Origin of the sequence: Gordonia terrae (assembly GCF_001698225.1) — a bacterium.
GTDB lineage: Bacteria > Actinomycetota > Actinomycetes > Mycobacteriales > Mycobacteriaceae > Gordonia > Gordonia terrae.
This window is the reverse complement of sequence record NZ_CP016594.1, coordinates 1,063,490-1,090,226: the sequence shown is the minus strand read 5'-3', so window position 1 is coordinate 1,090,226 and position 26,737 is coordinate 1,063,490. Positions and strand designations below refer to the sequence as shown.

Genomic DNA, 26,737 nt, shown 5'->3' with positions numbered 1-26,737 from the left:
CGCTCGCTCACGAGATCTCGAAGCCCTTGTAACCGGCCTCGGCCACCTCGGCACAGATGTTCCCGTATGCACCGAAGCCTCCGATGTAGGGCATGAACACACGCGGTTTGCCTTCTATGTTCGCACCCATGTACCACGAGTTCGCGGACGGGAACAAGGTGTTCGAGGCCTTTGCCGAGCACTCGGCAACCCAGCTGTCGACGGCATCGGTCTCGGCTTCGATCGTCGTCGCATTGTGTTCGGCCACATAGTTTATGGCGTCGGCGACCCAGTCGACGTGCTGCTCGGCGCCGAGCACCATGTTCGCCAGGACGCTCGGGCTGCCCGGCCCGGTGACGATGAACATGTTGGGGAAGCCGTGTACGGCGAGCCCCAGGTACGTCCGGGGCCCGGCCGCCCACTCCTCACGGAGTGCCCGCCCGCGCCGACCGCGGACATCGATGCGGGACAGCGATCCCGTCATGGCATCGAATCCGGTGGCGAAGATCAACATGTCGAGTTCGAAGCTCTGCGCAGACGTCCGCACCCCGGTCGGCTCGATCTGCTCGATCGGGGTCTCCCGGAGGTTCACCAGGGTGACGTTGTCGCGGTTGAAGGTCTCGAAATAGCCGCTGTCGGTGACGATCCGCTTGGTGCCGATGGGATGGTCAGTGGGTATCAGCATGTCCGCGACTGCGGGGTCACGGACGATCTCCCGGATACGCGCCTCGACGTACTCTCGCGCGGTGTCGTTCGCCTCGATATTCGTGGTCTGGTCGGGGAACGCCTTGGCGAAGAGATAGCCACCGCGGTTCCACCATTCGTCGTACACCCGCTTACGCTCGGCCGCATCGACTTCCAAAGCGCTTTTCGGATATGGCGCGTTCGGTGTCCCGCCCCCGCTTTCTCGCGAGAGGCGTCGACGCTCGGCGTAGTTCGCCTTCACCTCGGCGATGAACTCGTCGCTCAACGGCCGATTCCCAGCCGGTACGGAATAGTTGGGACTCCGTTGGAACACAACGAGGTGCTCCGCAGTCTCGGCTATGACCGGAATGGACTGCATTCCGGAGGATCCGGTTCCGATGACACCCACCCGCTTGCCGGCGAAAACCACAGCCTCATGCGGCCATTCCCCGGTGTGATACGTCTCGCCCGCAAACAGATCGCGCCCATCGATATCCGGCTTGTTCGTTGCCGAGAGGACCCCGGTGGCCATGATCAGGAAGCGGCAGGAGGCGGTCGCACCTGTGTCGGTCGTGACGGTCCAGGCGCCACGTTCATCGTCGAAGACCGTGGTGTTCACGCGCGTCAGAAAATCGTACGCACTCTTCAGATCGAACCGATCGGCGACGTGCTCGAGGTAGGCCAGTATTTCCGCCTGCGTCGCGAACCGCTCGCTCCAGGTCCACTCCTGCTGGAGCTCCTCGTCGAAGGAGTAGGAGTAGTCGATGCTCTCCACATCGCATCGGGCGCCGGGGTAGCGGTTGTGGTACCAGGTGCCGCCGACACCCTCGGCCGATTCATATCCGTGCACTCGAAGGCCCTGGCCACGCAACTTGTGCACGGCATAGAGACCGGAGAGGCCGGCACCGACGACCACGACGTCGTAGTCGAGGCCGGGGTCTCCGGCGTGGTGGGAGTAGATGGTCATGCCCGTCAGTGTCCCGATCTGTCGGCCCTTTGGGAGGGGGCCTTCCCAGACAGTGGGAGACCTGAACCCCGGGCGACGCCACCCCGCCCCCAGTGGCCGGTCGGGTACGGTGGCCATAGTTTCGCGTGACCCACACCACTTTCCAAGATGCGCATCCCGTCCGTTCCAGCCTCGACCGCAGCCCCGCCCCGCGCACCCTCGCGAGTGCCGATCGAGACGAGCCGAACGGCGGACCGCGTTCGAGCCCCGTGGCGCCGTGGGCCTCATGCGCGGGTACTGTGACTGGTGTCACACGAGGAGGACAGGTGAGAATTACACATACCGGCGATGGCCCGATCTCCGTCGTCGATCGGATATCAGTCGTACTCGAAGCCTTCAACGGCGCGGGCCCTCTGACGTTGGCGCAGATCACCGCGCGAACGAAGCTACCCCGATCATCTGTGCACCGCCTTCTCGAGCAGCTGTCCACCGCCGGGTGGCTGTCGCGCTCGCCGGATCAGACCTACGAACTCGGCGTGAAGGCCTACGAGCTGGGTCAGGCAGCGTTCAGCCAGAACCGACTCTTACAGGGCGCACGGCCGGTCATGCGCGAGTTCGCCCAGCGCACCGGTTTGACGATCCAGCTCGGCGATGTGGACAGAGGCGACACCATCTACCTCGCCAAGGTCAACGGACGCCTGTCGGGCCCGACGCCCACCGCAGTCGGCCATCGAGTACCGGCACACCTCACCGCCCTCGGCAAGGCGATCCTCGCATTCGCGGAGATCGCACCGCGCACATCGACCAGAGCACTGCGCACGCTCGACGGCGGCAACCTGATCGGGCAGACGTCGTTGTCCATCACCAACCCTGCCCAACTCCGAGCCGAGTTCGCGCAGATCCGCGATCGCGGGGCAGCATTCGACCGGGGTGAGGCGTTCCCGGGCATCGCGTGCGTAGGGGTGTCGATCGGCCCTCACGACCACATGTACGGAAACATGTCGGGACTCTCCGTGTGCGGCCCGGCCGGCGCGATCGATCACCGCAAGCTGATGGGCCCGGTCCGGATAGCCGCCGGCGAGATCTGGGCCCGGTGCGTCGCGGCCGACCTCGCTGAACACTGACATCTTTCGGTTCTAGGCAGATGACCGCGTGACTGCCAGCTGGATCTCTTTTTGTATCCAATCGTGTAGGGTGCGGATTCATGACATCCGACCCCCAGCAGTCACCCGGCTCCGGAACCGATGAACCGGCCATCCTCACCTCGTTCGTCGACGGCGTGGCCCGGCTGACACTCAACAATCCGCGGCGGAAGAACGCGATCAATCTCGTGATGGCCGCGGCCATCGAGGAGTTCTGTGATCGCGTCACCTCCGATCCGGGGATCGGCGTCGTCGTCGTGGATGCGGCGGGTTCGTACTTCTGCAGCGGAGCTGACACCCGTGATCTGGCGTCGTCATCCGCAGATCCCGCGTCGCCTGAGGCCGTGGCCCGGACGTCGGCGGTCTACGGCGCATTCGTCCGCGTCGGGTCGCTTCCGGTTCCGACCATCGCCGTGGTCGTCGGTGGCGCGGTCGGCGCAGGACTCAATCTCGCGCTGGCCGCCGATATTCTCGTCACCACCCCGGACACCGTGCTCGACAGCGGTTTCCTCGCGCGCGGCATCCACCCCGGTGGCGGGCACATCTCGCTTCTGGGCCGGTCGGTCGGTCGGCCGCATGCGATTGCGATGGCCGCCTGCGGACAATCGCTCACCGGTTCCGAAGCCGCGGCCCGCGGGTTGGCGTATGCCGCGGTACCGGCCGCCGATCTCGCAGCACTCGTCGACGGTCTGGCCGCACCGGCAGCTCGCGATCCGGAGCTCACTCGGCGCGTGATGACCAGTGCGCGGCTCGAACTCGGCCCCCCGGCGGTGCCGTGGTCCTCGGCGATCGAGATCGAACGCGGCGTCCAGATGTGGTCGATGTCGCGCAAGGGCCGCGAATCGTGGTCGTCCCGCGGGCCGGGCCGCTCGTGACGTCGTCAGCGCCGACCCGGTCGGTCGACGAGGCGAATCTCGATCAACTCCGGACCGACGTCCGGGAGTTCCTGCGAGACGAGATCGCGTCGGGATCGTTCACCCCGGCCGTCGACAGCTGGATGACCGGCTTCGATCCCGCATTCAGCCGCCGCCTCGGCGAACGCGGGTGGCTCGGGATGACGATGCCGACCGAATACGGTGGGCATGGCCGCTCGGCAGTCGAGCGTTTCGTCGTCACCGAGGAACTACTCGCCCACGGCACGCCCGTCGCGGCGCACTGGATCGCCGATCGGCAGATGGCACCGAGCATCCTCGCTCATGGCACTCCAGCCCAGAAGAGCCGTTACATCCCCGAAATCGCCTCGGGCACGATGTATTTCGCGATCGGGATGAGCGAGCCCGACGCTGGGTCGGATCTGGCCGGCGTACGAACCCGAGCGACCGACCACGGCGACACCTGGACCATAAGCGGTACCAAGGTCTGGACCACCGGCGCCCATATCGCAGATGCCATGATCCTGCTCGCGCGCACCGACGGAACCCCTGACGACCGGCAACAGGGGTTGTCTCAGCTCGTGGTGGACCTGCCGCACCCGGACATCGAGATCCGCCCGATCCGCAGCATCGACGGCCAGGCTCACTTCAACGAGGTGATCTTCCACGACGCCGTCGTCGACTCCACGGCACTTCTCGGCCGGCGCGGACACGGGTGGCAACAGGTGATGGGCGAGCTGGCGTTCGAGCGGTCGGGGCCCGAGCGCTATCTCAGCACATTGCCGCTACTCCGGGCCTGGTCCGCCCACCTGCGTGAGAACGGCGCCACCGACCAGCAGCGCACCACGCTCGGTCTGCTCACCGCGCAAGCCTGGGCGCTGCGCCAGATGTCGCTGCGAGTGGCGGCCGAACTCGCAGCCGGAGGCAAGCCGGACATCCTCGCCGCGATGGTGAAAGACCAAGGGTCGGTGTTCGAAGGTGATCTGGTCTCCGCCGTCCGCACCGCATCGGGAGTCACGGCACGCCGCGACGGCGGCACGCCGCTCGAACGGCTGCTCGCCGAGAGCGTTCTGCACACCCCGGCGTTCACCCTCCGCGGGGGTACCAACGAGATCCTGCGCGGGATAATCGCGCGCGGAATGGGGCTTCGATGAGCGAGATGTCCGCCGAACTCATCAGCGCGACGAGCGCGATGCTCGGCCGCTTCCCTCTGACACCGGGTACGCCCGCCCCGGGCGTGGACGAGGCACTGTGGGAAGCTCTGTCCGACGCCGGATTCACCTCCATCGACGTGGCTGAGGACGCCGGGGGCCAGGGGGGCACTTTGGCCGATGCGGCTGCCGTGTTCTCGACCCTGACCGAAGCCGGGGCGATCACACCGTTCGCCGAGCATGCGCTTCTCGGGACCTGGCTGGCCGGCTCCGGCGGCCTGTCGGTCGGCAACGGGATCTCGACGGTCGCGGCCATCTCCGACGGCGCCGTCCGCTTCGACGGGGATCGTCTGCATCTCACCGGCGCCATCCGTGATGTCGTACACGTCTCCACCGCCGACGTCGTTGTCGTTCTCGTCGAGACGGTCGGCGCTCCGATGGTGGCGACGTTCGCTCTTGACGGCCCCGGGGTCAACCTGGGAGCCGGCACCGACGCGCAGGGAGTGTCGTTCGGAGACGTCGTCTTCGAGGACGCACCCGCCTCGGAGTCCGCCCCGTCATCGATCACTTCCGCCGATCTGACAGATCGCGGAGCACTCGTCTACGCCATCGCGCTCACTGCGGCCGCTACAGCCGTACGAGACCTCACCGTCAGATACGCGTCCGAACGAACACAGTTCGGTCGTCCTCTGGTCAAGTTCCAGGCCATTCAGCATCGGATCGCCATGATCGCGGCGCAGACGACTCTGATGGAAACCGCCGTGGCAACCGCGCTGCGATCGGCGGCCGACCGGACGCCGATCACCAGCAACACGATCGCCGCAGCGAAGATCGTCACGTCACTCCACGCACACCAGATTGCCGCCGGGGCCCACCAGATCCACGGCGCAATCGGTTTCACCAGCGAGCATCACCTGGGACGCCACACCACTGCCCTGTGGTCGTGGCGGGATCGGTACGGCACCGAGACACAGTGGGCCGACGAACTGGGTGCTCGGATTCTCGACTCCGGCACCGACCCCTGGGATGTCATCACCGGCACAGTCCACTCGTCAGCCACCGGGAGCACACCATGACCACCACGGACATCATCGGCGACGGACTCGGCGACGACGTCGCCGTGAGCGGCGCTGCCGCCTGGCGCCGCGCCGCTACCACCACAGATCTCGGTGTCCTGTCCGGCGTTCGGGTGCTGGACCTGAGCCGCGTGCTCGCCGGCCCCTACACCGCTCAGATTCTTGCCGACCACGGTGCAGAGGTCATCAAGGTCGAGGGTCCTGCAGGAGACGAAACACGCGGGTGGGGACCGCCTTTCGAGGACGATGGGAACTCCAGCGCCTATTACCAGGGGCTGAACCGGAGTAAGGAGAACATCTGCCTCGACCTCCGCTCGCCGCACGGACGCGACGTCCTCGCCCAGCTCCTGTCGGGCGCGGACGTCGTCATCGAGAACTTCAAGGCCGGCACCATGTCGCGCTGGGGTTTCGACTACGAGACCGTCCTCGCCGACCGGCACCCGCGAATGATCTACTGCCGCATCACCGGATTCGGTGTCGACGGCCCGATGGGCGGACTTCCGGGCTATGACGCGGTGTTGCAGTCATTCGGTGGTCTGATGAGTGTCAACGGATACCCCGACGGCAATCCACTGCGGGTGGGAGTACCGATCGTCGACGTCATGGCGGCCAACCTGGCGGTGAGTGGAATCCTCCTGGCGATGCTCGAGCGGGAGCGCAGTGGGCGCGGTCAGCTCGTGGACATGACGCTGCTGGACTCCGTCATATCTCTGCTGCACCCACATGCCGCCAACTGGATCTCCGGCGGGGTCACGCCGAAGCGCACCGGCGACTTCCATCCGACGGTCGTGCCGTATCAGGTGTTCGCCGCCAGAGACGGAGACTTCTTCGTCAGCGCTGCGAACGACCGACAATTCCGCTCGCTGGTCGAAGTTCTCGGCGTCCCGCAGCTTGCCGATGACGCCCGGTTCTTGACGAACGGGGACCGGTCACGGCACCGGGTGGAACTCGCGACGCTCTTACAAGAGCAGATCGCGCTACACGACCGAGCAGACCTGGCTCGGCGCCTCGAACAAGCGGGAGTGGCAGCGAGCTCGGTCAACACTGTCGCCGAGGCCCTCACCTCCGCTCAGGTCAGGCATCGCGGCCTGTTCGTGGATTCCGACGAGTACCGGGGCGTGGGCATCCCCATCTCGCTCAGTCGGTCCGGTCACCGACCGCCGCGAACAGCAGTGTCCCGAGGCGCACACACCGACGAGATCCTCGTCGCGATGGGCTACGACCCCGAACGTGTGGCATCGTTGCGGGCCGCCGGCGTACTCGGCAATCGATGAGCGACACCGACCGTACGAACGGCGCCGGCGCATCCGGTTCGGCGCAGTCGGACGAACCCGGTCGAGCACGCGCCGCGAGGCGCGTCGTCGCCGAGCTGGAGCGCATGATCGTGACAGGTGAGCTGCTGCCGGGCCAGGCGATCCGCCAGGAGCTGATGGCCGAGCGCTTGGGAGTGAGCCGGCTGCCCATCCGAGAAGGATTGCGACAGTTGACCGCACAAGGTCTCGTCGCCCACCAGCACAACGCCGGCTACACCGTGGCCCGGCTCGATCAGACCGAGTTCGACCAGATCTATCTCATGCGGGGTGTTCTCGAACGAGAAGTGCTGTCCCGGCTACCACTCTTCGGTCCCGCGGACCTCGCCGAGGTGAGGAGATTGGGCGAGCAAGTGGTCAGCGCCGCCGAACGCGGGGACATTCTGGAGATGCGCCTGCGCAACCAGGACTTCCATTTCGCCATGTTCGAACGGTCGCGGCTGCACCTCGTCGTGAGTGAGCTGCGCCGGCTGTGGACCCTGGCGATGCCTTACCACGCGGCGTACCTCTACGACCCGGACGGGCGGCGACGGGTGTGTGCAGAGCACGACTCCATGATCGAAGCGCTGGCGGCAGGCGACAACGCACACCTCGTCGAGTTGATGGACGAACACCGACATGGCGGCGAGGCCAACACCGGAATGATCTTGGGAGTGCGACATGAGAATCGGTGACAAGGGCGTCGAAACGGCGGACGCCGCGCGTCCGGTGAGACAACACAAGTGGGACCCCGATGTCGAGGTTCTGATCGCGCGGATGGAGGCGGCCGGCGTGCGGCCCCTCCGCGAGCAGGGCGTCGCACGTGCCAGGCAGGTCCTCGAGTCGATCCCACGACCGCCCGGTCCGGACATGTCAGCGGTCACCGACGCAGCGGCCGAGAGCTCGGAAGGCCCGGTCCCACTGCGGATCTACCGCCCGCACCAGGCGTCGGCCACCGGGGCGCCGGCGCTGGTCTGGTTTCACGGCGGCGGGATGATCATGGGTTCGCTCGATTCCTTCGACCGCCTGGCTCGAGAGATCGCCGCGGCCACCGGATGCGTGATCGTCAACGTGGACTACCGACTGGCTCCGGAGCACTCGTTCCCCGCCGGCAACGACGATGCGTACACAGCGTTGATCTGGACCCATCAGCAGGCCCGCGAACTCGGCCTGGACCCCACCCGGATCGGCGTCGGTGGTGACAGCGCAGGCGGTGGGCTCGCCGCCTCCACCGCTCTGCGGAGCAGGAACGAAGGCGGTCCGAGCGTCGCGCAGCAGGTCATGTTCTATCCGGGACTGGAGCGTCGCCGTGACCGCCCCTCCATGCGGGAGTTCGGCGACAGTCCATTTCTCACGGCGGAGGACATCGACTGGATGAAGGACATGTACCTCGGACCCGACGCCTCGCTCGACGATCAGTACGGGACGCCGGCACTGGCCGACGACCTGAGCGGCGTCGCACCTGCGATCATCGCCGTGGGTTCGGGTGATCCGCTGCGCGACGGCGTCGAGGAGTACGGCACCCGTCTGCGGGACGCCGGCGTGCCGACCGCCCAGTTGCGCTACCCCGGCGTCGGTCACGGCTTCGTCATGCAGACCGCGGCGCTGGCTCGCGCCCGGTCCGCGGTCACGGAAGTGGGAGCCCTTGTCGCCGCTCGATTTCGGGTCCCGGTCTGAACGGGCTGACACCCCTACCCCTGGTGGAGACACGAGTGCCCCGACCTCGGCTCGACTCCGACCAGTTCCCGATGGTCGGGAACCCGCCCTGTCCCGCTCCGGCGAAACGGGTACTGATCAGGTGACCATTGCGCCGTACTCGCGGACGCAACCTTCTTGACGGACTCCAGGAGAACTCATGACATTGGACGGACGCGTGGCCCTGGTCACGGGCGCAGGACAGAACGCGGGGCTGGGGATCGCACAATCGCTTGCGGCAGCCGGCGCGGCGATCATCGTCAACGACTTGGCAGCCGACCGGGCAGAATCTGCAGCCGCGGCCATCGGCGAGGCAGGCGGGCGAGCAGTGGCAGCTCCGTTCGACGTCACCGACTACGACGCCGTTCAGGCCGGAATCCGCGCGGCGGAAGGCCGGCTCGGTCCCGTCGACATCTTGGTCAACAATGCCGGGATTCCCACCAATGGTTCTCGTCAGCCATTCGCGACGTCGTCTCCGGACAGCTGGCCCCCGTACATCGACATCAACCTCTACGGCTCGCTGAACACCACCCATTGCGTGCTGAGCGGCATGATCGAACGACGTTTCGGGCGGGTCATCCAGATCTCGTCGGGATCTGGAGCGACCGCCCACCGCGGGCTGGGCGCGGTCACCTACGGTGCGGGAAAGGCCGGAATCGAGGGCGCCATGCGCCATGTCGCGTCCGAGGTGGGCGAGCACGGAATCACCGTCAACACCCTGGCGCTGGGGTTGATGGACAACTTGCAGGCGGCCCTCGACGCCGGGTATGAACCGCTTCCCTCGATCTACGAGAACAATTTCATCCGGCGGCTCGGCCGCGGCAGTGACATCGGGGCCGCCGCGGTGTGGCTCGCATCGACGGACGCCGAATTCGTGACGGCACAGACGATTCACATCAACGGGGGTGCCTACTCGGGACGGTGATCACCGCGAGCTCCCCAGACGCAGAACCGACACCGCGAAGCCCGTGGGCACTCGCACGGTGTCGGTTCTGCGTCTGCCGCCGGCGCGGTCAGTCGAACTGCACGATCTCGAGTACGTGCCCCTCCGGGTCGGCGACGAACGCCACCGTGGCCTTGGCCTCCGGGATGTGCTTGGGAGTTTGAACAACCGAGCCGCCGTTCGTGGAAACGCTGCGCACGACCACATCGAGGTCGGTAACGGTGAACCCGATTGTCGCCTCCCCCGCGGGCGGGGTGGCGCGCTCCGCGTAGCGCCAGAGGATCAGATTGGAGTCGTCGCCACGCGCACTGGTCAAGATGATCTCCTCCAGTCCGTCCACGCCCTCACCGAAATTCAGCCGGGCCTTCTGCGTGAGACCGAACACGGTCACATAAAAAGAGGCCTCACGATCCAGGTCGTCGACGAAAATCTTCGTGAACGCGAAACGTGCCACATCGGGGCTCATCTGAATTCTCCTGCCTGGATTTACGGGTCCGCACGCGATCCGACCAGCCGACACGCGCAGCAGAGCGTGGGTTTGTCCGCGGACCCACGCGCTGCACGATTGTTGTCCCCGACAACCGGTACAAGTCCGTGTCCCGCTGTTCGGACATTCCGAGGACTGTTACCGCACGACCACAGGCGAGCCGCAATGGCATTCCGATCAGCGGGAGACTTCGTTGTCCACCTCGGAGTGCGGTGCCGTAATGAGCGCTACACCGTGTTTGTCGAGAGTACGGAGAATGTTCATGACAGCTACCATCGAGCGCCATCCGATGACACCAGCAGTGCCGCCGCAGTTCGTGGAGAACATCTACACCTCTGATGAACTGGCAGTACTCTTCGACGTCCTGCGGACTCGAGGACCGTGGAAGCTCGTGGCCGCCCATCATTTCAAGACGGCCGAGGAGTACCTCGCGGTCGCGGGACCCAAGGATCGCGATCCGGATACAAAGCTCGAGCTGTCAGACCTGCTGACTCCGACGTTTCGGAGTTATCTCGGCGATCAGGGTGCCGTGTATGAGGAACAGGTGCACGATCTGTACTACAACAAACGGTTTCTGGACATGATCAGGGGCATTCACGGTGCGACGTACGCGATGCCGAGCAGCTATCTGTTCAACTTGCGCGCACCAGCGCACAGCTACGACGCCGGCCATTTCGATGGCATGAGCTGGCGCGGGGTCAGTATGGCCAATGCTCCGGCGTGGTTGGTCAGCGTGATGGCCAAATCGGGCCTCTTCGAGCGGTGGGAGGTGAAGACGGGCCAGGTCATCGCATACTTCTACAGATCTGACGTCGACGGCGGTTTCACCTATTGGCCCGACGGTCCGGATCTGGCGCCCAAGCGCTTCGCCGCACCGTTTTGGAACAATGGATTCCTCACCAACAACGAGAAGATGTACCACCGCGGCGAGGCAAGCGGGCCCCGAGAGAAGCGATCGAACGCCAAGTTGCAGCTTGATTCGATGATCGAGGCCGACGGGGCAGATCAGTGGGTGATTCGCAACGGCCGCGAGGAGATCGCCCGCTACGACAACGACGAGATGCGATTCCTATTCCACTACAGCGCGAATGTCTTCGACGATTACGCCGATTTGAGGCGGTACCTCGACCACACGGACGATCTGACAATCGATCAGGTCATCGACATGCTGCTGCGCGACCTCGCCGATCGCGGCGTGAAGTGCGACCCGTCGTCTGACCCGCTCAACGACACCGATTTCATCGCAACCCTCTCCCGCACTTATGCGATGGCTCCGAGAACCTACCCCGCAGAGGCACCTCTGGATGTCGTCTCGGCCCGCCGATAGAAGCTGCGTCCGCCTGGCGAGGAGAGATGCTCAACGGTTGACCAGGTCGATGACAGGCTCTGGGTTGCCTTTCCGCAGACCGCCTGGACTGCGGCCGGCGGCCTGCTGGAGGTCATCACCCACACCCCGATGACCCCCAGCAGTACCTCGGCGCCTGTCAGTATCAGCGAAGCCCACATCGAAGCGCTCACATCGACGATGGCAGACCCGGCGACCGCTCCGCGCCGAATGTGATGATGTCCCAGGTCGCCGGGCCCCACCGACCCCTGCAGATGCACGGCCAGCATCCCGGCGGACATGACAGTCGTGGTAGCCCACGCCCGTACCGAGGGCTTCAACATGAGGTGCCAGCCGCAGGCGACGCACGTGATTGCCATCGCACCCCACATCAGCAACTGCACAACAGGCATGTGCGCCACGATGATCACGTGTGCACCGGCGTTTGCGAGCGCCACCAGCAGGGCGCCGGCGCCCGCGACGCGCCCGACCGCCCCACGGGTATCAGCGGCCCCCCGGCCACGATCGACGCATACCGTCATCGCACTAACTGCTCGCTCGGCGCGACGGAGCGATCGGCGTCAAGAACGTCCCGTCTCGCACCCGGAATGGCCATTCGATCCGTCGTCACCATCGCAGTGCCCCTTGGTCGCCGACGCCGGTACGTTCAGCGTGGGATTCTTGTCGAAAAAGTTGTAGGGACGAAGGCTGAACTTGGCGTAGTCGACCGGCATGATCGGCCAGTCCTCCGCACGGGGAAAGTGCGTCAGCCCAAAGGTGTGCCAGAGGACGACATCTTCCCCGATCAAAGGGGCATCACCATCGATGAAGGCCGGGATGCCCTGTCCGCCAGGGCTATTGGTGACGAAGTCACCGGACGCGTAACGCTCGTCCCGATCGTACTGGGTGACGAAGAGATGCTTCGTGGCGAACGCCGCGCGCTCGCTGACCGACGACGCCGAGTCCGCCATGAGCGTTGGTCCGTCCATCGGGTGGAGGACGTAGGATCGCGGAAGGCCCAACCTGTTGCTCGTCTCGGTCGAAGCGATCTGCCAGACCCTACCGCGACTGCCATCCGACTCCCGGCCGGACACCTTCTCCGACACGATCGGGGTCACGGACTTGGTGAAGCCGTTTCCGTACGGATTGGTCGACGAGATGGGCAACCGCACCGCGTCGATCTCGTTGACGACATTGGCCGATCCGTCGATGTTCAGGTCGAGGCGCGCATTGAAGAGATGCTGGTGATAGGGCGCACCCAGACCCGGCGCGACCTCCGATGCAAACGGGTACTTCTCCCCGTCCTCACCGTCTCCCGGGTATGCCGACGTGAAGAGGATGCCCGTCAGTTTCGCTTCGCATTCGATCGTCCCGTCGAGGTACAGATACCAGAAGAAGCCGTAGTCGTAGTTTCCGACATTCGTGAAGAACGAGATCACGAGTCGGCGCGAGCGCCGGACCTCTTGGGCCCCGGTGAACGGGTCCGTGTGCTTCCACAGCGTCCCGTAATCCTCCTCGTGCATGCAGATGGCATTCGGGATGACGCGCGGCACCCCGGTCTCGTCGGCGAAGACCCCGTCGAAGTACTTGATCTCGCCGACGCAGTCGCATCCGAGGGCAAGTGAGTTCGTCAAGCGCCCGTAGATGATCTCACCGGCGTCGAAGTAGTTCTGCCAGAACCGACTCGGACTGGGATCACCGTAGGGAACGACCATCTCGCTGATCGACCCGCGGTACATGATCGGGCGATCCACGCCCTGATCGGTGAACGTCACCTGATGGAGGAGCAGGCCCTCACGGACGTCGAACCCGATCCGCAGCTTCCAGTTCGCCCACGTGACGTGCTCACCGTCCACAGCGAAGCTCGCACCTTCGGGCTGCGTGATCGTGATCGGCTTGAGGCCTTGCAGCGGAGGCCCCTGCACCTGGGGGTCGTCGTAGTTGCCACTCTCCACGGGCACTTCGAACTCGTGCACGTCGAGAACCTTGATGACCGCTGAACCCACGACATCGACGTACGCAGACAACCCGTCCACGGGATGCGCCCAGGGATGATCCTTCGGATGGTTCTGCTTGAACGCAAGACATCTCACCACCCGCTTACCTGCTTCGTCCTCGAACCCGAAATTGCCTGCCGGTAGGGCTATCACGACAACATCGGCGGGCACGAGGCCCCGTGGAGCCAAGGCATTCTTCCATGCCTCGTCTTCGGCGAGCAGGGCCATGACCTTGCCCATCTCCGAATCGAGGATCGGCAGTCGGCCTGTCGAACCGTCGATCTCGACCGACGTGATCACGCTGTTCGACGAGAGCGAGACGACCAGATCCAAGGAAAGACCGGTACTCACGTTGAGCAACCACACTCGGGCCTGACGGTCGGGCTTGGGTCCGTCACCGGTGGTCCAGGCGAGATAGTCCGACTTCGCGGGTTCCTCGAGTCCGACGTAGGCGAACCGGGAACTCTCGGCGAACTCGGGTACTTGTTCCACGATGCCGCGAATCGCGTCGTATTCAGCGCTGGTGAGTGATGCGAGTGGATGCAGGCCGGCAACCGCCAGCTGTGACGTGGAGATCGGATTACTGACGGTCATCGGGGTGTAGCTCCTGTTCTGTGGGGCCGAGACGCCGGTTGGCGCTCGCGGGAGGGGAATCGGCCGAATATCGGAATGCGAGGCGCGCGAGAGGGTTCGAACGTCACCTGGTCTGCGACCCGCCGTTCAGATCGATCGTCTGTCCGGTGAGCCCGCCGGCCTCCTCGGATGCCAGGTAGACGCACGCCGCGCCGATCTCCTCGGGTTCGCCGAGTCGACCGATCGGGATCGCTGCCAAGATCTGCTGAATGGTCTCCGCCGGCATCACGTCGGCGAGATTCTTCTGCTCGCCCAGTGCCAGGACGTTGGCGGTGACACCGAACTTGCCCGTTTCGGCGGCGAGGTGACGGACGAATCCTTCGATGCCACTCTTCCCGGCTGCGTACATGGAGACGTTGATGTCCTCTCCCGCCCGCGCCGAACCGGACGAGATCTGCACCACGCGGCCCCACCCGTTGTCACACATCTGATCGATCACCGCCTTGGTGCAGTTCAGCGAACCGTAGATGTTCAGATCGATGGGCAGGCGCCACAGATCGGGCGTCAGCTCACGGAACGGGAGATTCCAGCGACCCTCCGCGACGCCCGCGTTGTTCACCAGAATGTCGACGTGTCCGCCCAGTTCGCTCTCGGCCGCGCGAACATGCGCGATCGTCGACTCGTAATCGGTCACGTCCCAACCAGATGCGATGGCACGGTTCCCTTCGGCCACGATTGCCGACGCCGTGGCCTCGGCCCTGTCCGCGTGCAGGTCGTTGACGATCACCGCCGCGCCTTGGCGGGCGAGCACCGTCGCGATGCCCGCGCCGACGCTCTGTCCGGCTCCCGTCACCAGCGCTGTATGCCCATGTAGGTCGAACACAGTTGTTTCTCTCCGATCGGTGGATTCTTCCTGGAGGATTCCCAGAAGTGCGACGCTCGGGTCTCTGTCGGCCCGCAGACGCCACCCGCCAGATGGGGTGACGGCGTTGTGCACTGAACAGTACGCCTGCATCCATATCCGAGTAGTAAGCAATTTGTTACGTCCAGGTAACGCATGAACCGGCGACCCTCGCAACCTCGACGCTACCGGCGACGACCATTGTCGAATACCCCACTTCTATTGTCTGCAAGCCTGTTTCGGCACTGATCGGGCCGCTTCACGTGGCCACACGCACGTTGTTCGTCGTCTTCGCTTCACGAATCAGACGTCACCTGAAGTTCGCCTGCGGAGACACGGGCGTCACAATTCACTACTAGTTTTGGCGCCGTCGCACCCGAGCGACCTCAGCAGCCTCGAGTAGGGATATCTCGCATGCCGAACACCAAATTTCACCTTGGGTACTTCACCAAGTTCGGGAAGCCCACGTGGGCTCTCGACAGCCGCAAGTCGGTCGGGGAAAACTGGCCCGACGGGTCGTACCACATCGATCTCGCCAAGAAACTGGAAGCCGCCAAGCTCGACTTCATCCTGTTCGAGGACACAACCGTCGTCGCAGACAAGTTCGGCGGTTCGATGGAGATGGACTTGAAACATGCAGTCCTGGCACCCAAGAACGACCCACTTCCCCTGCTGCCTCTGATGGCCTACGAGACGTCGAACATCGGGTTGATCTCGACCGCCTCCACGACCTTCTACGAGCCCTTCGTCCTGGCACGCCTGTTCTCCACCCTCGACTCGCTCACCGGCGGACGAGTCGGTTGGAACATCGTCACCTCGAGTGAGATCAACGCGGCCAAGAACCTCGGCCTCGATTCGCTACCGCCCCACGCGGAGCGATACTCGATTGCCGACGAGTACGTCGAACTCGCCATCAAGTTGTGGGAGTCCTGGGAGGAGGGCGCGCTCGTCGCGGATGAGAAGACCGGGGTCTACATCGACCACACCAAAGTCCACACTGTCGACCATGTCGGCGAACACTTCAGTTGCCGGGGCCCGCTGAACAGCCTGCGATCGCCGCAAACCGTTCCGTTCCTCAGTCAGGCCGGCGCCTCGGATCGCGGCCGCGGCTTCGCCGCCAAGAACGCCGAGATGGTGATCGGCCTGACCGCCGGCGGGATAGAAGGTATGAAGGAGTACCGCAAAGACATTCGCGCGCGAGCAGAATCGATGGGACGCAACCCCGACGACATCAAGGTCATCTATCTCGCAAATGGATTGCACTTCACCGGATCTGAACCCGTCGTCGACGAGGCCACGTCAAAGCGGTTGGAGCAGGCCGCGTTCGAGTACGCTGTGACGATGGCTGCGTCGACAATGGACGTGGACTTCTCGCAGTACGACATGGACGGTCCGATGGACCAGAACATGACTGGCGGCGGGCACACGTCGGCCCTGGACTTCGTGAAACAGGCCGGCGCGCAGGGTGCAACTCTTCGACAGGTCTTCTCGAACGGCGGTCGAGCCGAGGGTGGCCTGGATCTCACCGGTACGCCAGAAGAGGTCGCCGAGAAGATGGTCGACGCCATGAACGAGGTGGGGGGTGACGGAATTCTCCTCGAGGGTGGGGATCTGGCCGCCGACATCGACGTGATCACCGATGAGTTCGTCCCAGCCCTGCAGCGCCTGGGTGCCGTCCGGACCGAGTACACCGGACGCACACTCCGGGAGAACATGCTCGAGTTCTGATCGGCGGGCTCTGTTCGGGCGACCGCCGCCGCCTGAACTCGACGGTCGGGGGCGTGGACACGTTCGTCTCACGCCCCTGGCCGTCTGCCAGGTGGGACCGGGATGCGGTCAGTCGCCTTGATCGAGGGGAGCCTGGCCTTTGTGGGGATCGCTATACTGCCTGGGCGCGCTCGCCACGCTCGTGACTTCTACTCGATACCGGTCCGGAGGAGGCCCGACAGCCATGCCCAAGGATGAGTTCGTGCCGAGAATCGACGTGCGAGGTCCAGAACGTCGACGCCAACTGATCGAGGCTACGGTGCGGGTGCTGATCCGGGATGGCGTCGCCGGAGTCACCCACCGCTCCGTGTCGACCGAGGTGGGTCTGCCCATCTCGGCCACGACGTACTACTTCTCGACACTGGAGTCGCTCCTCTCGGCCACGTTCCGAGCGCTGTTCGAGGCCTTCATCGTCGACCTCGGGAACCGTCCGAGATCAGGAACGACACCATCCGCAGGCATCGATGATGTGGTGGACGGCCTCTTCAGTGCGTTGGCCGAGCGGGCCGACTCCTATCGAGTCCTAAATGAACTCCAACTGGTGGCGAGTCGCCGGCCGGACTTGCGCGTGCACTCAGCGATCTACTGGGAGAGCTGGATTCAGGTTGTCCAGGATCAACTGGCCGTCTCGTCGGACACCGCGAGAGCCGTGATCGCACTCTTCGACGGGTACATCGTCGCTTTCCTCGGCACCGGACGGGTTCCGGACCGCGACCACTTTCGTTCGACGGTCGCCGCCATCGTGGGGATCGACAAGGCGGTGTAGACATCGAGCGAGATACAGCTCCCCACGCAGGGCATGGCGGCCGATCCGTCCTCGCGGGGTCCCAGACGGCCACCCGCGCCGGCAACGCCGCCGGGCTGACAACTCAATGAAGTCGGCATTTCACGGGACCCGTCGTCGACGAAGTGTGTGACTTCGGAACGACACCGCGCTGTCAGGACACGAGAGAACAACCCCGTCTGCACGCCCCGAATCTGTTGCAGTCGATTCATTTTGCACTTGACATGGGTCCGCGATCCGGCCAAAGGAGGTGTCCGCCGGACCGGGTCGATAGCTATCCGACGTAACCTGCGCGCAACAAATTCTTCAAGAATCCGACATTCGGGCTCTCGTAGAATACCTGAGGCGACTCCCGTCTGACCAAGCGCGACGGGGTCGCATGCCGGCTACCGACCGAAGATCGAATCTCTGAGCTGAATGTCAGTGCCAGTCACCATATTTCGCCGTTTCGTCCCAGGCGTGACTTCAAGATCCGGACCTGGGCGAACGTCTGTCGCGGCGATGCGAACACCCGCCGGCCGACCTGATCCGCCGGCGCCGCATGCGGCAGGAACACAACCGAAGCACTGTAGAAGGGAAGAAGACAATGAAAGTTACTGTCGTGGTTGGCAATCCGAAACCAGAGTCACGAACGTTAGACGCGGCCAAGGCGGTCGCGAAGGCCGTTTCCGGGTCGGAACCGGACATCGTCGTCGACGTGATCACCCTGGGCTCTGGCCTGCTGGGCTGGGGCGACGACGCGGTGAAAGCGGCCGTCGAATCGGTGTCGTCGTCAGATCTGGTGATCGTGGCATCGCCGACCTTCAAAGCGACCTACTCCGGTGTGCTGAAGTTGTTTCTGGACCAGTTCGCCGGGGGTGAGAGTCTTCGGGACGTCGTGGCGATTCCGCTGATGCTCGGAGCTGGTCCCGGGCACGCGATGGCCCCGGATCTGCTGTTGAAGGCTGTGCTCGTCGAGTTGGGCGCGACGGTGCCGGCTCCGGGACTGTACTTGATCGACTCCACGTACACCACCGACTCCGTGCTCTTGGACTACGTAGATCGTTGGGGAGCAGTCCTCCTGACGGCTGCAGGATCGGCGTCGTAAAATGGAACTCACCCATTCCGACCCGCAGGCCCTCGTTCTTCGAGAGGCGTTCGGCCATTTCCCGACCGGGGTCGTTGCGATCTGCGCGGAGATCGATGAGCGACCCACTGCGATGGCCGTGGCCAGTTTCGTCGGCGTATCCCTTGATCCGCCCCTCGTGGCCTTCTGCGTACAGAACTCGTCGACGACGTGGCCGGCCCTGCGTACCGCGCGACGGCTGGGGATCAGTGTCCTCGGCGAAGAGCACGACGTCGCCGTACGCACCCTGGGCGCCAAGACCGGGGACAGGTTCGCGGGTCTCACCACCCACACCACCGGCGAAGGCGCCGTCTTCATCGGCGGGGCGTGCGTGTGGCTCGACGCTACTGTCACAGAGGAGGTACCCGCCGGAGACCATGCCATCGTCCTGATGCGCGTGAACGAGCTCGAGATGCGCGATGAGATGCCGATCGTGTTCCACCGCAGCCGGTTCAGTCGCTTGCAGGCAGTCCGGTGACGGCAGTGGAGGAGGCCCTCCGAGCCCTGCGGGCCGGGCTTCCCGTACTGGTGTCGGATGACCAGGGTCGCGAGAACGAAGGTGACGTGGTTCTCGCAGCGGATCGCGTCTCGCCCACCTGGATCGCGTGGACAGTGCGGCACACATCGGGTCTGCTGTGTGCGCCGATGACCGCCACCTGTGCGGATCGGCTGAGACTCCCGGTGATGGTGGCCGACAATCAGGACCCCCGACAGACGGCCTACACGGTGACAGTGGATGCCGCAGAGGGTATCTCGACCGGAATCAGCGCTTCCGATCGGGCGCGGACACTGAATGTACTCGCCGACCCGGCCTCCGCTGCCGAGGATCTGGTCCGTCCGGGGCACGTTCTGCCGCTGCGCGCTCGTCCGGGCGGGGTGTTGGAACGCCGAGGCCACACCGAGGCCGCGGTAGATCTGTGCGCGCTCGCCGGACTGCCGGCAGTCGGCGTGATCGCAGAGCTGGTAGCCGATGACGGTTCGATGATGCGCACCCGGGGTATCGCAGATCTCGCTGCCCGACATGAACTTCCGGTGTTGACCATCGAGGAGCTGGCAAGTTACCGTCTGACACACTCGATGCCCGACGTCGACACGCATCACGAAGCCCGCGTGGAACGAACAGACGAAACCGTTCTACCGACCCGGTTCGGTGCATTCCGCGCGGTGGGTTACCGCGACCTGTTGACGGGCGATGCCCACCTCGCCCTGGTGTCGGACGTGGTCGTCGACAACCCTCTGATCCGCGTCCATTCCGAATGCCTCACCGGAGAGTCGTTCGGCTCGCAGCGCTGCGAGTGCGGCCCGCAGCTCGACGCCGCGCTGGCGATGATCGCGCGGACCGGTGGCGCACTTGTGTACCTTCGCGGTCACGAAGGTCGCGGAATCGGACTCCTGAAGAAGCTCTCGGCATACCGACTCCAGGACAGCGGACTGGACACGGTCCAAGCGAACCTCGAATTGGACGAGCCCGCCGACGGACGCGAGTACGGAGCGGGGGCCGCAATACTACAAGACCTCGGGATGGCATCCGTTCGACTCATCACCAACAACCCGGCCAAGATCGCGGGGCTCGAGGCGAACGGGGTGACGGTGACCGACCGAGTTCCCCTGCACGTCGGCGAGGCGCCAGCGAACGCACCGTACCTGGCGGCGAAACGTCAACGGATGGGCCATCTGCCGCCGATGGCCGGTGCACCTGGTCCGCGTCGCTGAGTCAGTCGGCGACAGCACACCCACCCACGCGAAGGGCCCCGGCGAGCGAACTCGCCGGGGCCCTGGTGACGAACACTCACATGTGTGATCCGCCGTCCACGCGGACCTCTGTGCCCGTGATGAACGCACCGTCATCGGAGGCGAGCATGGCCACCACGCTCGCGACCTTGTCCGGGCCGGCCATACCCGGGATCTGCACGCCGTCGAAGTCGCTGGACGGCGCGGCGAGGGCGGGCTGCAATTTGGTGAACAGTGCGAAGTCGGCATCCTCCGGCAACCCCGGAGACGCGGTGATGCCCGACGATATGCTTCCGGGCGCCACGGTGACCGCGCGAATTCCCTTGCTCGCGAACTCGAGTGCGATGGTGTGCGTCAACGACCAGATACCGCCCTTGCTCGCCGCGTAGGCGGCCATGTACGGGTGCGCAAAAGAGGCCGAGGTGGAACTGAAGTTCACGATGACACCGTGCCCCGACTCGATGAGGGCGGGCAGGGACTCGCGGATCATCAGGAACGTGCCTGTCAGGTTGATCCGGATGATCCGGTCCCAGTCGTCGAGTGAGACCGATTCGGTGTGGGCACTTCGCAGTACGCCTGCCGCATTGACAAGTACATCCAGTCCGCCCAAACGGTCGACGGACGCGGCAACCCCCGAACGCACCGAATCCTCGTCGCCGATGTCGATGACGTGGGTATGCAATCGGTCCGCCCCGCCCGCTTTCTCGAGGTCGGACAACCCTTCAGCGACCACGTCCGCAGCCACCACGGTGGCGCCCTCGGCGAGCAACCTGATCACTGTCGCCCGGCCGATCCCGGATCCACCGCCGGTCACCAGGACTCGACGGCCCTCGAATCGCTTCATTCTTCGCTCCTCACTCAGAGACTCGTTCCGGCGAACGAGGTTCACACGGCCACCCTCCGCGGCCCGTCCGCACCTCATCATCACGCCTCTTCGCCGCGGCCGACGGCCGTTTCCCACTCGGCGGACTGGTGAACTCCGCGCCTACCTGACTCATGAAAGTCGTTCGATCACCATCGCCATACCCTGCCCTCCGGCGGCGCACATGGTCTCCAGCCCGTAACGTGCCTGGCGCTCCTGCAGGCCGTGGAGCAGAGTCGTCGCCATCCTGGCCCCGGTGGAACCGAACGGATGCCCGAGAGCGATGGCACCACCGTTGACGTTGACCCGATCGAAGTCGATGCCCAATTCGTCTACACAGGGAAGTACCTGCGCGGCGAAAGCTTCGTTGATCTCGACGAGATCGATGTCGGCCAACGTCAGGCCGGCACGCGCGACGGCCGCACGACTTGCTTCGATGGGCCCCAGACCCATGATCTCCGGACTGAGTGCCGAGACCCCGGTCGATACCACGCGTGCGAGCGGTTCGACGCCCAGTTCTCGTGCGCGGACGTCACTCATGACGACCAGAGCTGCCGCACCATCGTTCAGCGGACAACAGTTGGCGGCCGTCACCGTTCCGTCGGGACGGAAGACGGGTGTCATCTCCGATATCCCGTCAACGGTGACGCCTGATCGGGGACTGTCATCGGCGCGAACGACAGTGCCATCCGGTCGGGTGACAGGTGTGATGTCCCGCTCGTAGAAACCGCGGGCGATCGCCGCTTCTGCCAGGTTCTGACTGCGAACCGCAAACCGATCTTGGTCCTCACGCGATACGCCGTACAACCGCGCCACGTTCTCCGCGGTCTCCCCCATCGACATGTAAGCGTCGGGCACGCGACCGGTGTCACGGGGATCAGCCCACATGTCGATCTCGTCGACGCCGGCGTCGGTTCGCTCCTCGGATCTCGCGTAGCGCTGATTGCGGGTCTCCGGCATGCCGTCTGCTTTGCCGAGCGGATACCGCGAGACCGTCTCCACACCCGCTGCCACGAACGCGTGGCCTTCACCGGCTCTGATGGCATGCGAGGCAATACGGATGGCTTGCAACGACGATGCGCAGTAGCGATGCACCGTGGTCCCTGGGACTGTGTCGAGATCGAGCCTCAGCGCTGCCATTCGACCGAGGTTGTAGCCTTGTTCGCCTGCCGGTTGCGCGCAGCCGAGGACCAGGTCGTCGATGGTCGTCGGATCGAGCTGCGGAATCTGCTCGAGAGCGCCCGAGATGATCTGCGCCACCAGATCGTCGGCACGCATGTCGACCAAGGATCCCTTCGCCGCACGTCCGATCGGTGACCGCGCGGCGGCCGCGATGATGGCCTCAGGCATGACTCTCACACTCACTTTCCTGTACCCCACGGTCTGCAGATCGTGGGGCCGCCACCCGAGTACTGGTGTCTCGGCTCAGCAGTTGGCGCCGAAGATGGCCTTGACTTCCAGGAACTCCGCGAGGCCGAACCTGCCGAACTCGCGGCCGTTGCCGGATTGTTTGTAGCCGCCGAACGGTGCGTCCCTCGCCAGGGTCGCACCGTTGAGATGAACGGTGCCGGTGCGCAGCCGACGGGCGATCCGGCGCGCGGTGTCCGGGTCTGCCGAGGACACGTAGCCGGACAAGCCGTACACCGTGTCGTTGGCGATGGCGACGGCGTCGTCCTCATCGGTGTACGCGATGAATGTCATCACCGGGCCGAAGATCTCCTCGCGGGCGATCGTCATGTCATTGCTGACGCCGGCGAAGATGGTCGGTTGTACGAAGTAGCCGGAGTCGAGGCCGTCCGGACGTCCGGCACCGCCCACCACCACCGTGGCGCCCTCGTCGATTCCCGTGCGTATCAGATCTTGGATCTTGCGGAACTGGTCTGCCGACACAACCGGGCCGACGGTGGTTGTCGGATCGTCGGGCGGACCGACGACCATCTGCGCGGCGGTCTTTCGGGCGATGTCGGCAGCTTCGTCCATCCGTGACGCCGGAATAAGGATCCGCGACCCCGCATTGCACGACTGCCCGGAGTTGATGACCATTCGGATCACGTCACGTTCGATGGCTTCGGCGAACGCATCGTCGTCGACGATGATGTTGGCTGACTTACCACCGAGCTCCTGAGTCACGCGCTTGACGGTCGGTGCGGCGTTTTTCGCCACCTCGATCCCCGCCCGCGTGGACCCGGTGAAAGACACCATGTCCACCTCTGGATGAGCGGACAGAGCGGCACCGACGGTCGGGCCGTCGCCATGGACGAGATTGAAGACCCCGGCGGGCACGCCCGCCTCGTCGAGGATCTCGGCGAAGATGATGGCGTTGAGCGGAGCGATCTCCGATGGTTTGAGGACCATCGTGCATCCGGCGGCCAGTGCCGGCGCGACCTTGGCGGCGATCTGGTTCAACGGCCAGTTCCATGGGGTGATGAAGCCGCACACACCGATCGGTTCGTGCACGACCGTCGTGGACCCGATGGTCTCTTCGAACTCGAACTCGCGCAGAGCATCGAGCGTGGCCATGAGATGACCCAGCCCGGACGGAACGTGACCGGCGCGAGCAACCGACAGTGGCGCGCCCATCTCAGAGCTCGTCACCGAGGCCAGTTCATCCGCGCGGGAGCGGTAGGCCTCGATGACGCGTTCGAGTAGTTCGATGCGGGCCGCGACAGTCGTCGACGCGAACCCGTCGAAAGCCGTACGGGCTGCCGACACCGCGCGATCGACGTCGTCGTGACCGCCCATGGCGATCGTGGCGATGGGCGACTCGGTCGCCGGGTTGACGACGTCGAGGGTCACCGACGACAGCGGATCAACCCATTCACCGGCAATGTGGAACTTGTGTGTGTTGGTGATGACCACGTCGCTCCTCTTCACGACTCGTCCGAACGTCGGGTGCCGCGGGCCATGTCCAGCACTGCCAGGTGGCTGAACAGCATCGAGGTGGCGATCGGATTGCCACCCGCGGGATAGGTCTCGCCACTCGGTGCGGCCATCGTGTTGCCACTCGCGTAGAGCCCGGCAATCGGCTCACCCTTCCGATCCAGGGCCCGGCCGGCGACGTCCGTACGTATCCCGCCCTTGGTTCCCAGGTCGGACAGACCCAGCGCGGCAGCGTGGAATGGCCCGTCCGAGATGGGGACCAACGGCGACTCGCCGCCGAACACCGCCCGGTCGAACGCCTCGTCGCCACGTCCATGATCGGGATCCGATCCGCCCGTGACGAACTCGTTGTATCGAGACACCGAAGCGACCAACTTGTCGGCAGGAACTCCGATCGCGACAGCCAATTCTTCCAGGGTGTCCGCGGTGTGTCGAAGACCCGCAGTCTGGAATGCACTCGAGTCGGTCATGGTCACACTCGTCGACATCATCGGGGGGATGTCGCCCGCGCGATTGTCATAGATCAGCCAGAACGGCAGACCGAGGTTCCCGACCTTCCTGGCTTCCAACACCTTTCGACCGATGCGGTCGTACGGTCCGGACTCGTTGACGAAGCGCTCACCATTCCGATCGACGAAGATCCCGCCGGTGAGCAACAGTGAGAATGTCGACCGGCCGTCGGGATGCGTGATCCCCGGTGACCACCACGCCTGGTCCATGAGATCGACGTCTGCTCCAGCCGCCATCGCGGCGCGGTGACCGAGCCCGGTGTTCGTCGGCACGCCCATGGTGTCCCGGGCCGATCCGGGCACTCCGAACTCCGCTCTCGCATTGTCGTCCGCCTCGAAGCCGCCGGTTCCGAGAACCACTCCGCGGCGGGCACGAACCGAGATGGACTGTCCCTCGCGTTCGATGACCGCACCCGTGACCGTCCCGTCCTCCACTATGAGGCGGGTCAGAGTCGAGTTCGGGTGCAGACTCGCGTTCGGGTGGGCCGAGATCGCCATGAGCAGGCGGGCGATGAGCGCCTGCCCGCCGATCAGCGTGTCGGGTAGAGGTGCGCCGAGACGATCGGTGTCCAGAGGCGGTCGCAACGACGGACGGACTGCTGACGCCTCGGCAGCAGTCAAGGGTGCCGCTGTCATGTGACGCATGCCGTCCAGCTTCGCCTTGGGCGCCTTGCCGTAATAGTCAGGCCACGGGAGCAGTTCGAACTGGATGAGTTCGTCCTTCTCGAGGTACTCGACGAGCGGAGCGCCACCCCTGACAAATGCCTCCTGCAGGTCCGCAGGGGTCCGGTCACCGACGACCGCCCGGTAGTAGGCGAGCGCGTCTTCCACCGAGTCCTCGACACCTGCACGCTTCAGGACCGGATTGCACGGGAACCACATCCCACCGCCCGAATAGGCCGTCGTGCCGCCGAACTTGTCGCTCGCCTCGAACACTGCGACCTCGAGTCCTTCGCGCGCTGCGGTATAGGCGCCCGCCAAGACGCCACCCGAGCCGGCGACGACCACATCAACTTCTTCGTTCCAGTCCACCGCTGATCCTCATTCATCTCACTTGTGCACCCACCACGGGCACTCACCACGGCGGCCGAGTGCTGCGGCCGCCCAGGAATTGAAAATTGTTGTGTTCTAGTCTTTCCGGGCGAGGAAGGCAAGGACTGCGGACTCGAAGGCCTCTTTCTGCTCGATCATCACCCAGTGGCCACAGTTGGGGAAGACGTGCAGTTCACCGCGGGGCAGCGTCCGCATGGGGACCAATGCCATATCCAGGGGACTCACCCGATCATCGCGCCCCCAGGTCACCAGGACCGGGATCCGGATCTGATTGAACTTCGCCCACAGGGCGGGCTCGGTCGATGCCGCCGCAGCCTTGAGCATCTGACCGAAAGCTGCTGAGCCATACATCTTCCGAGCGCTCTCCAGAGTTGCCGGGTCGGTCGCTTGCGCCCACCTCTGCTCGACGAGTTGTTCGGTGACGAGGTCCGGGTCATAGACCATCGAATGAAGCCAGCGGATCAATCTCTCCCGGGTGGGTTCGTCGGTGAACTCCATGAGGAGCTTTATCCCCTCGCCGGGGCCGGGGCTGAACAGATTCGTACCGATGCCGCCGATCGTGACGAGCTTGCTCACCCGCTCGGGATGCTCGATGGCCAGCGATGCCCCGATCACCCCTCCCATGGAGTTACCCACGACGGCGACCTTGTCGAGCTGCAGACCGTCGAGGAAGTCGACCACGGCTTGCTGTGCCGTGAACATCGGATGCCCGCCGAAGTCGTCGCTCACCCCGAATCCGGGGAACTCCACGATGAACGTCCGGTGGTGAGCGGCGAACACGTCCAGATTCCCCGCGAAGTTCCGCCACCCTGTCACGCCCGGACCAGAACCGTGCAACAGCACGAGTGGCGGCCCCTCGCCGCGTTCGTAGTAGCGAATCACTCCCGACGGCGTGCGAAGCTCTTTGGGCGTTTCCGGTGTGACCTGGTCAACTCTGCTCATGTGGTGAGCTTCGCATCGCTGACAGTACGTCCCCACCGCAGCTCC

The 26,737-nt window shown here is 64.8% G+C and carries 23 protein-coding genes; 14 read left to right on the top strand and 9 right to left on the bottom strand.

Annotated features, from left to right (window positions below; all coding sequences use genetic code 11):
* Positions 1 to 7 precede the first annotated feature (7 nt).
* Positions 8 to 1,630, bottom strand: coding sequence for a flavin-containing monooxygenase (locus BCM27_RS05015; protein ID WP_039866338.1), 1,623 nt, complete (start codon positions 1,628 to 1,630; stop codon positions 8 to 10).
* Positions 1,631 to 1,935: 305 nt separating this feature from the next.
* Between BCM27_RS05015 and BCM27_RS05010 the strand changes: the two genes are divergently transcribed.
* The 8 genes from BCM27_RS05010 to BCM27_RS04975 all read left to right on the top strand — a co-directional run bounded on the left by BCM27_RS05010 (position 1,936) and on the right by BCM27_RS04975 (position 9,759).
* The gene (locus BCM27_RS05010; RefSeq protein ID WP_004023166.1) at positions 1,936 to 2,733 is read left to right on the top strand and encodes an IclR family transcriptional regulator; all 798 of its coding nucleotides are present in this window, start codon (positions 1,936 to 1,938) and stop codon (positions 2,731 to 2,733) included.
* 80 nt (positions 2,734 to 2,813) lie between these two features.
* A complete protein-coding gene (locus BCM27_RS05005; RefSeq protein WP_004023167.1) occupies positions 2,814 to 3,626 on the top strand; it encodes an enoyl-CoA hydratase-related protein in 813 nt (270 codons plus the stop codon).
* A complete protein-coding gene (locus BCM27_RS05000) occupies positions 3,623 to 4,777 on the top strand; it encodes an acyl-CoA dehydrogenase family protein (protein ID WP_033204484.1) in 1,155 nt (384 codons plus the stop codon). The genes BCM27_RS05005 and BCM27_RS05000 overlap by 4 nt, the downstream gene beginning before the upstream one ends.
* Positions 4,774 to 5,850, top strand: coding sequence for an acyl-CoA dehydrogenase family protein (locus tag BCM27_RS04995; protein WP_004023169.1), 1,077 nt, complete (start codon positions 4,774 to 4,776; stop codon positions 5,848 to 5,850). Before BCM27_RS05000 ends, BCM27_RS04995 begins: the two co-directional genes overlap by 4 nt.
* Entirely contained in the window at positions 5,847 to 7,124 is a 1,278-nt protein-coding gene (locus BCM27_RS04990; RefSeq protein WP_004023170.1) for a CaiB/BaiF CoA transferase family protein, read from the top strand. The genes BCM27_RS04995 and BCM27_RS04990 overlap by 4 nt, the downstream gene beginning before the upstream one ends.
* Positions 7,121 to 7,834, top strand: a complete 714-nt coding sequence (locus tag BCM27_RS04985; RefSeq protein ID WP_004023171.1) for a GntR family transcriptional regulator — start codon at positions 7,121 to 7,123, stop codon at positions 7,832 to 7,834. The genes BCM27_RS04990 and BCM27_RS04985 overlap by 4 nt, the downstream gene beginning before the upstream one ends.
* The gene (locus tag BCM27_RS04980; RefSeq protein WP_004023172.1) at positions 7,821 to 8,816 is read left to right on the top strand and encodes an alpha/beta hydrolase; all 996 of its coding nucleotides are present in this window, start codon (positions 7,821 to 7,823) and stop codon (positions 8,814 to 8,816) included. The genes BCM27_RS04985 and BCM27_RS04980 overlap by 14 nt, the downstream gene beginning before the upstream one ends.
* Positions 8,817 to 8,994: 178 nt before the next feature.
* Positions 8,995 to 9,759 (top strand): SDR family NAD(P)-dependent oxidoreductase, encoded by a 765-nt coding sequence (locus tag BCM27_RS04975; protein ID WP_004023173.1) that lies wholly within the window; start codon positions 8,995 to 8,997, stop codon positions 9,757 to 9,759.
* An 88-nt stretch (positions 9,760 to 9,847) separates the two neighbouring features.
* Here the strand turns inward: BCM27_RS04975 and BCM27_RS04970 are convergent, their stop codons facing one another.
* Complete coding sequence (locus tag BCM27_RS04970) at positions 9,848 to 10,231, bottom strand: VOC family protein (protein WP_239450663.1); 384 nt, start codon at positions 10,229 to 10,231, stop codon at positions 9,848 to 9,850.
* A 295-nt stretch (positions 10,232 to 10,526) separates the two neighbouring features.
* Between BCM27_RS04970 and BCM27_RS04965 the strand changes: the two genes are divergently transcribed.
* Complete coding sequence (locus BCM27_RS04965; RefSeq protein WP_051987166.1) at positions 10,527 to 11,591, top strand: hypothetical protein; 1,065 nt, start codon at positions 10,527 to 10,529, stop codon at positions 11,589 to 11,591.
* Between the two features lie 578 nt (positions 11,592 to 12,169).
* Here BCM27_RS04965 and BCM27_RS04955 read toward each other — a convergent pair.
* Both BCM27_RS04955 and BCM27_RS04950 read right to left on the bottom strand, forming a co-directional pair.
* Positions 12,170 to 14,179, bottom strand: coding sequence for a primary-amine oxidase (locus BCM27_RS04955; protein ID WP_004023177.1), 2,010 nt, complete (start codon positions 14,177 to 14,179; stop codon positions 12,170 to 12,172).
* A gap of 103 nt (positions 14,180 to 14,282) precedes the next feature.
* Complete coding sequence (locus BCM27_RS04950; RefSeq protein ID WP_033204392.1) at positions 14,283 to 15,041, bottom strand: SDR family NAD(P)-dependent oxidoreductase; 759 nt, start codon at positions 15,039 to 15,041, stop codon at positions 14,283 to 14,285.
* A 432-nt stretch (positions 15,042 to 15,473) separates the two neighbouring features.
* Here BCM27_RS04950 and BCM27_RS04945 point away from each other — a divergent pair, with 432 nt between their 5' ends.
* The 5 genes from BCM27_RS04945 (at position 15,474) to BCM27_RS04925 (ending at position 20,428) form a co-directional block, all read left to right on the top strand.
* Positions 15,474 to 16,787 (top strand): NtaA/DmoA family FMN-dependent monooxygenase, encoded by a 1,314-nt coding sequence (locus BCM27_RS04945; RefSeq protein ID WP_004023179.1) that lies wholly within the window; start codon positions 15,474 to 15,476, stop codon positions 16,785 to 16,787.
* A gap of 223 nt (positions 16,788 to 17,010) precedes the next feature.
* Positions 17,011 to 17,592, top strand: a complete 582-nt coding sequence (locus BCM27_RS04940) for a TetR/AcrR family transcriptional regulator (RefSeq protein WP_004023180.1) — start codon at positions 17,011 to 17,013, stop codon at positions 17,590 to 17,592.
* A gap of 604 nt (positions 17,593 to 18,196) precedes the next feature.
* Positions 18,197 to 18,697 carry an NAD(P)H-dependent oxidoreductase gene (locus BCM27_RS04935; protein ID WP_004023181.1) on the top strand — a complete coding sequence of 167 codons (501 nt, stop codon included), beginning with the start codon at positions 18,197 to 18,199 and terminating at the stop codon, positions 18,695 to 18,697.
* A gap of 1 nt (position 18,698) precedes the next feature.
* Complete coding sequence (locus tag BCM27_RS04930) at positions 18,699 to 19,193, top strand: flavin reductase family protein (RefSeq protein ID WP_004023182.1); 495 nt, start codon at positions 18,699 to 18,701, stop codon at positions 19,191 to 19,193.
* Complete coding sequence (locus tag BCM27_RS04925) at positions 19,190 to 20,428, top strand: bifunctional 3,4-dihydroxy-2-butanone-4-phosphate synthase/GTP cyclohydrolase II (protein WP_004023183.1); 1,239 nt, start codon at positions 19,190 to 19,192, stop codon at positions 20,426 to 20,428. The genes BCM27_RS04930 and BCM27_RS04925 overlap by 4 nt, the downstream gene beginning before the upstream one ends.
* 76 nt (positions 20,429 to 20,504) lie before the next feature.
* Here the strand turns inward: BCM27_RS04925 and BCM27_RS04920 are convergent, their stop codons facing one another.
* The 5 genes from BCM27_RS04920 to BCM27_RS04900 all read right to left on the bottom strand — a co-directional run bounded on the left by BCM27_RS04920 (position 20,505) and on the right by BCM27_RS04900 (position 26,692).
* Complete coding sequence (locus tag BCM27_RS04920) at positions 20,505 to 21,290, bottom strand: SDR family NAD(P)-dependent oxidoreductase (RefSeq protein ID WP_004023184.1); 786 nt, start codon at positions 21,288 to 21,290, stop codon at positions 20,505 to 20,507.
* 150 nt (positions 21,291 to 21,440) lie between these two features.
* Entirely contained in the window at positions 21,441 to 22,658 is a 1,218-nt protein-coding gene (locus BCM27_RS04915) for an acetyl-CoA C-acetyltransferase (RefSeq protein WP_033204388.1), read from the bottom strand.
* 75 nt (positions 22,659 to 22,733) lie between these two features.
* On the bottom strand, positions 22,734 to 24,161 hold the full coding sequence (locus tag BCM27_RS04910; protein WP_033204476.1) for an aldehyde dehydrogenase family protein: 1,428 nt from the start codon (positions 24,159 to 24,161) through the stop codon (positions 22,734 to 22,736).
* Between the two features lie 17 nt (positions 24,162 to 24,178).
* Complete coding sequence (locus tag BCM27_RS04905) at positions 24,179 to 25,729, bottom strand: FAD-binding protein (RefSeq protein ID WP_004023187.1); 1,551 nt, start codon at positions 25,727 to 25,729, stop codon at positions 24,179 to 24,181.
* Between the two features lie 96 nt (positions 25,730 to 25,825).
* Positions 25,826 to 26,692 (bottom strand): alpha/beta fold hydrolase, encoded by an 867-nt coding sequence (locus BCM27_RS04900; protein ID WP_033204385.1) that lies wholly within the window; start codon positions 26,690 to 26,692, stop codon positions 25,826 to 25,828.
* Positions 26,693 to 26,737 lie beyond the last annotated feature (45 nt).

Coding starts and splice junctions, on each gene's coding strand:
- BCM27_RS05015 (WP_039866338.1), bottom strand. CDS start 1,630: ATGACCATCTACTCCCACCACGCCGGAGACCCCGGCCTCGACTACGAC.
- BCM27_RS05005 (WP_004023167.1), top strand. CDS start 2,814: ATGACATCCGACCCCCAGCAGTCACCCGGCTCCGGAACCGATGAACCG.
- BCM27_RS04995 (WP_004023169.1), top strand. CDS start 4,774: ATGAGCGAGATGTCCGCCGAACTCATCAGCGCGACGAGCGCGATGCTC.
- BCM27_RS04990 (WP_004023170.1), top strand. CDS start 5,847: ATGACCACCACGGACATCATCGGCGACGGACTCGGCGACGACGTCGCC.
- BCM27_RS04985 (WP_004023171.1), top strand. CDS start 7,121: ATGAGCGACACCGACCGTACGAACGGCGCCGGCGCATCCGGTTCGGCG.
- BCM27_RS04980 (WP_004023172.1), top strand. CDS start 7,821: ATGAGAATCGGTGACAAGGGCGTCGAAACGGCGGACGCCGCGCGTCCG.
- BCM27_RS04975 (WP_004023173.1), top strand. CDS start 8,995: ATGACATTGGACGGACGCGTGGCCCTGGTCACGGGCGCAGGACAGAAC.
- BCM27_RS04965 (WP_051987166.1), top strand. CDS start 10,527: ATGACAGCTACCATCGAGCGCCATCCGATGACACCAGCAGTGCCGCCG.
- BCM27_RS04955 (WP_004023177.1), bottom strand. CDS start 14,179: ATGACCGTCAGTAATCCGATCTCCACGTCACAGCTGGCGGTTGCCGGC.
- BCM27_RS04945 (WP_004023179.1), top strand. CDS start 15,474: ATGCCGAACACCAAATTTCACCTTGGGTACTTCACCAAGTTCGGGAAG.
- BCM27_RS04940 (WP_004023180.1), top strand. CDS start 17,011: ATGCCCAAGGATGAGTTCGTGCCGAGAATCGACGTGCGAGGTCCAGAA.
- BCM27_RS04935 (WP_004023181.1), top strand. CDS start 18,197: ATGAAAGTTACTGTCGTGGTTGGCAATCCGAAACCAGAGTCACGAACG.
- BCM27_RS04930 (WP_004023182.1), top strand. CDS start 18,699: ATGGAACTCACCCATTCCGACCCGCAGGCCCTCGTTCTTCGAGAGGCG.
- BCM27_RS04920 (WP_004023184.1), bottom strand. CDS start 21,290: ATGAAGCGATTCGAGGGCCGTCGAGTCCTGGTGACCGGCGGTGGATCC.
- BCM27_RS04915 (WP_033204388.1), bottom strand. CDS start 22,658: ATGCCTGAGGCCATCATCGCGGCCGCCGCGCGGTCACCGATCGGACGT.
- BCM27_RS04900 (WP_033204385.1), bottom strand. CDS start 26,692: ATGAGCAGAGTTGACCAGGTCACACCGGAAACGCCCAAAGAGCTTCGC.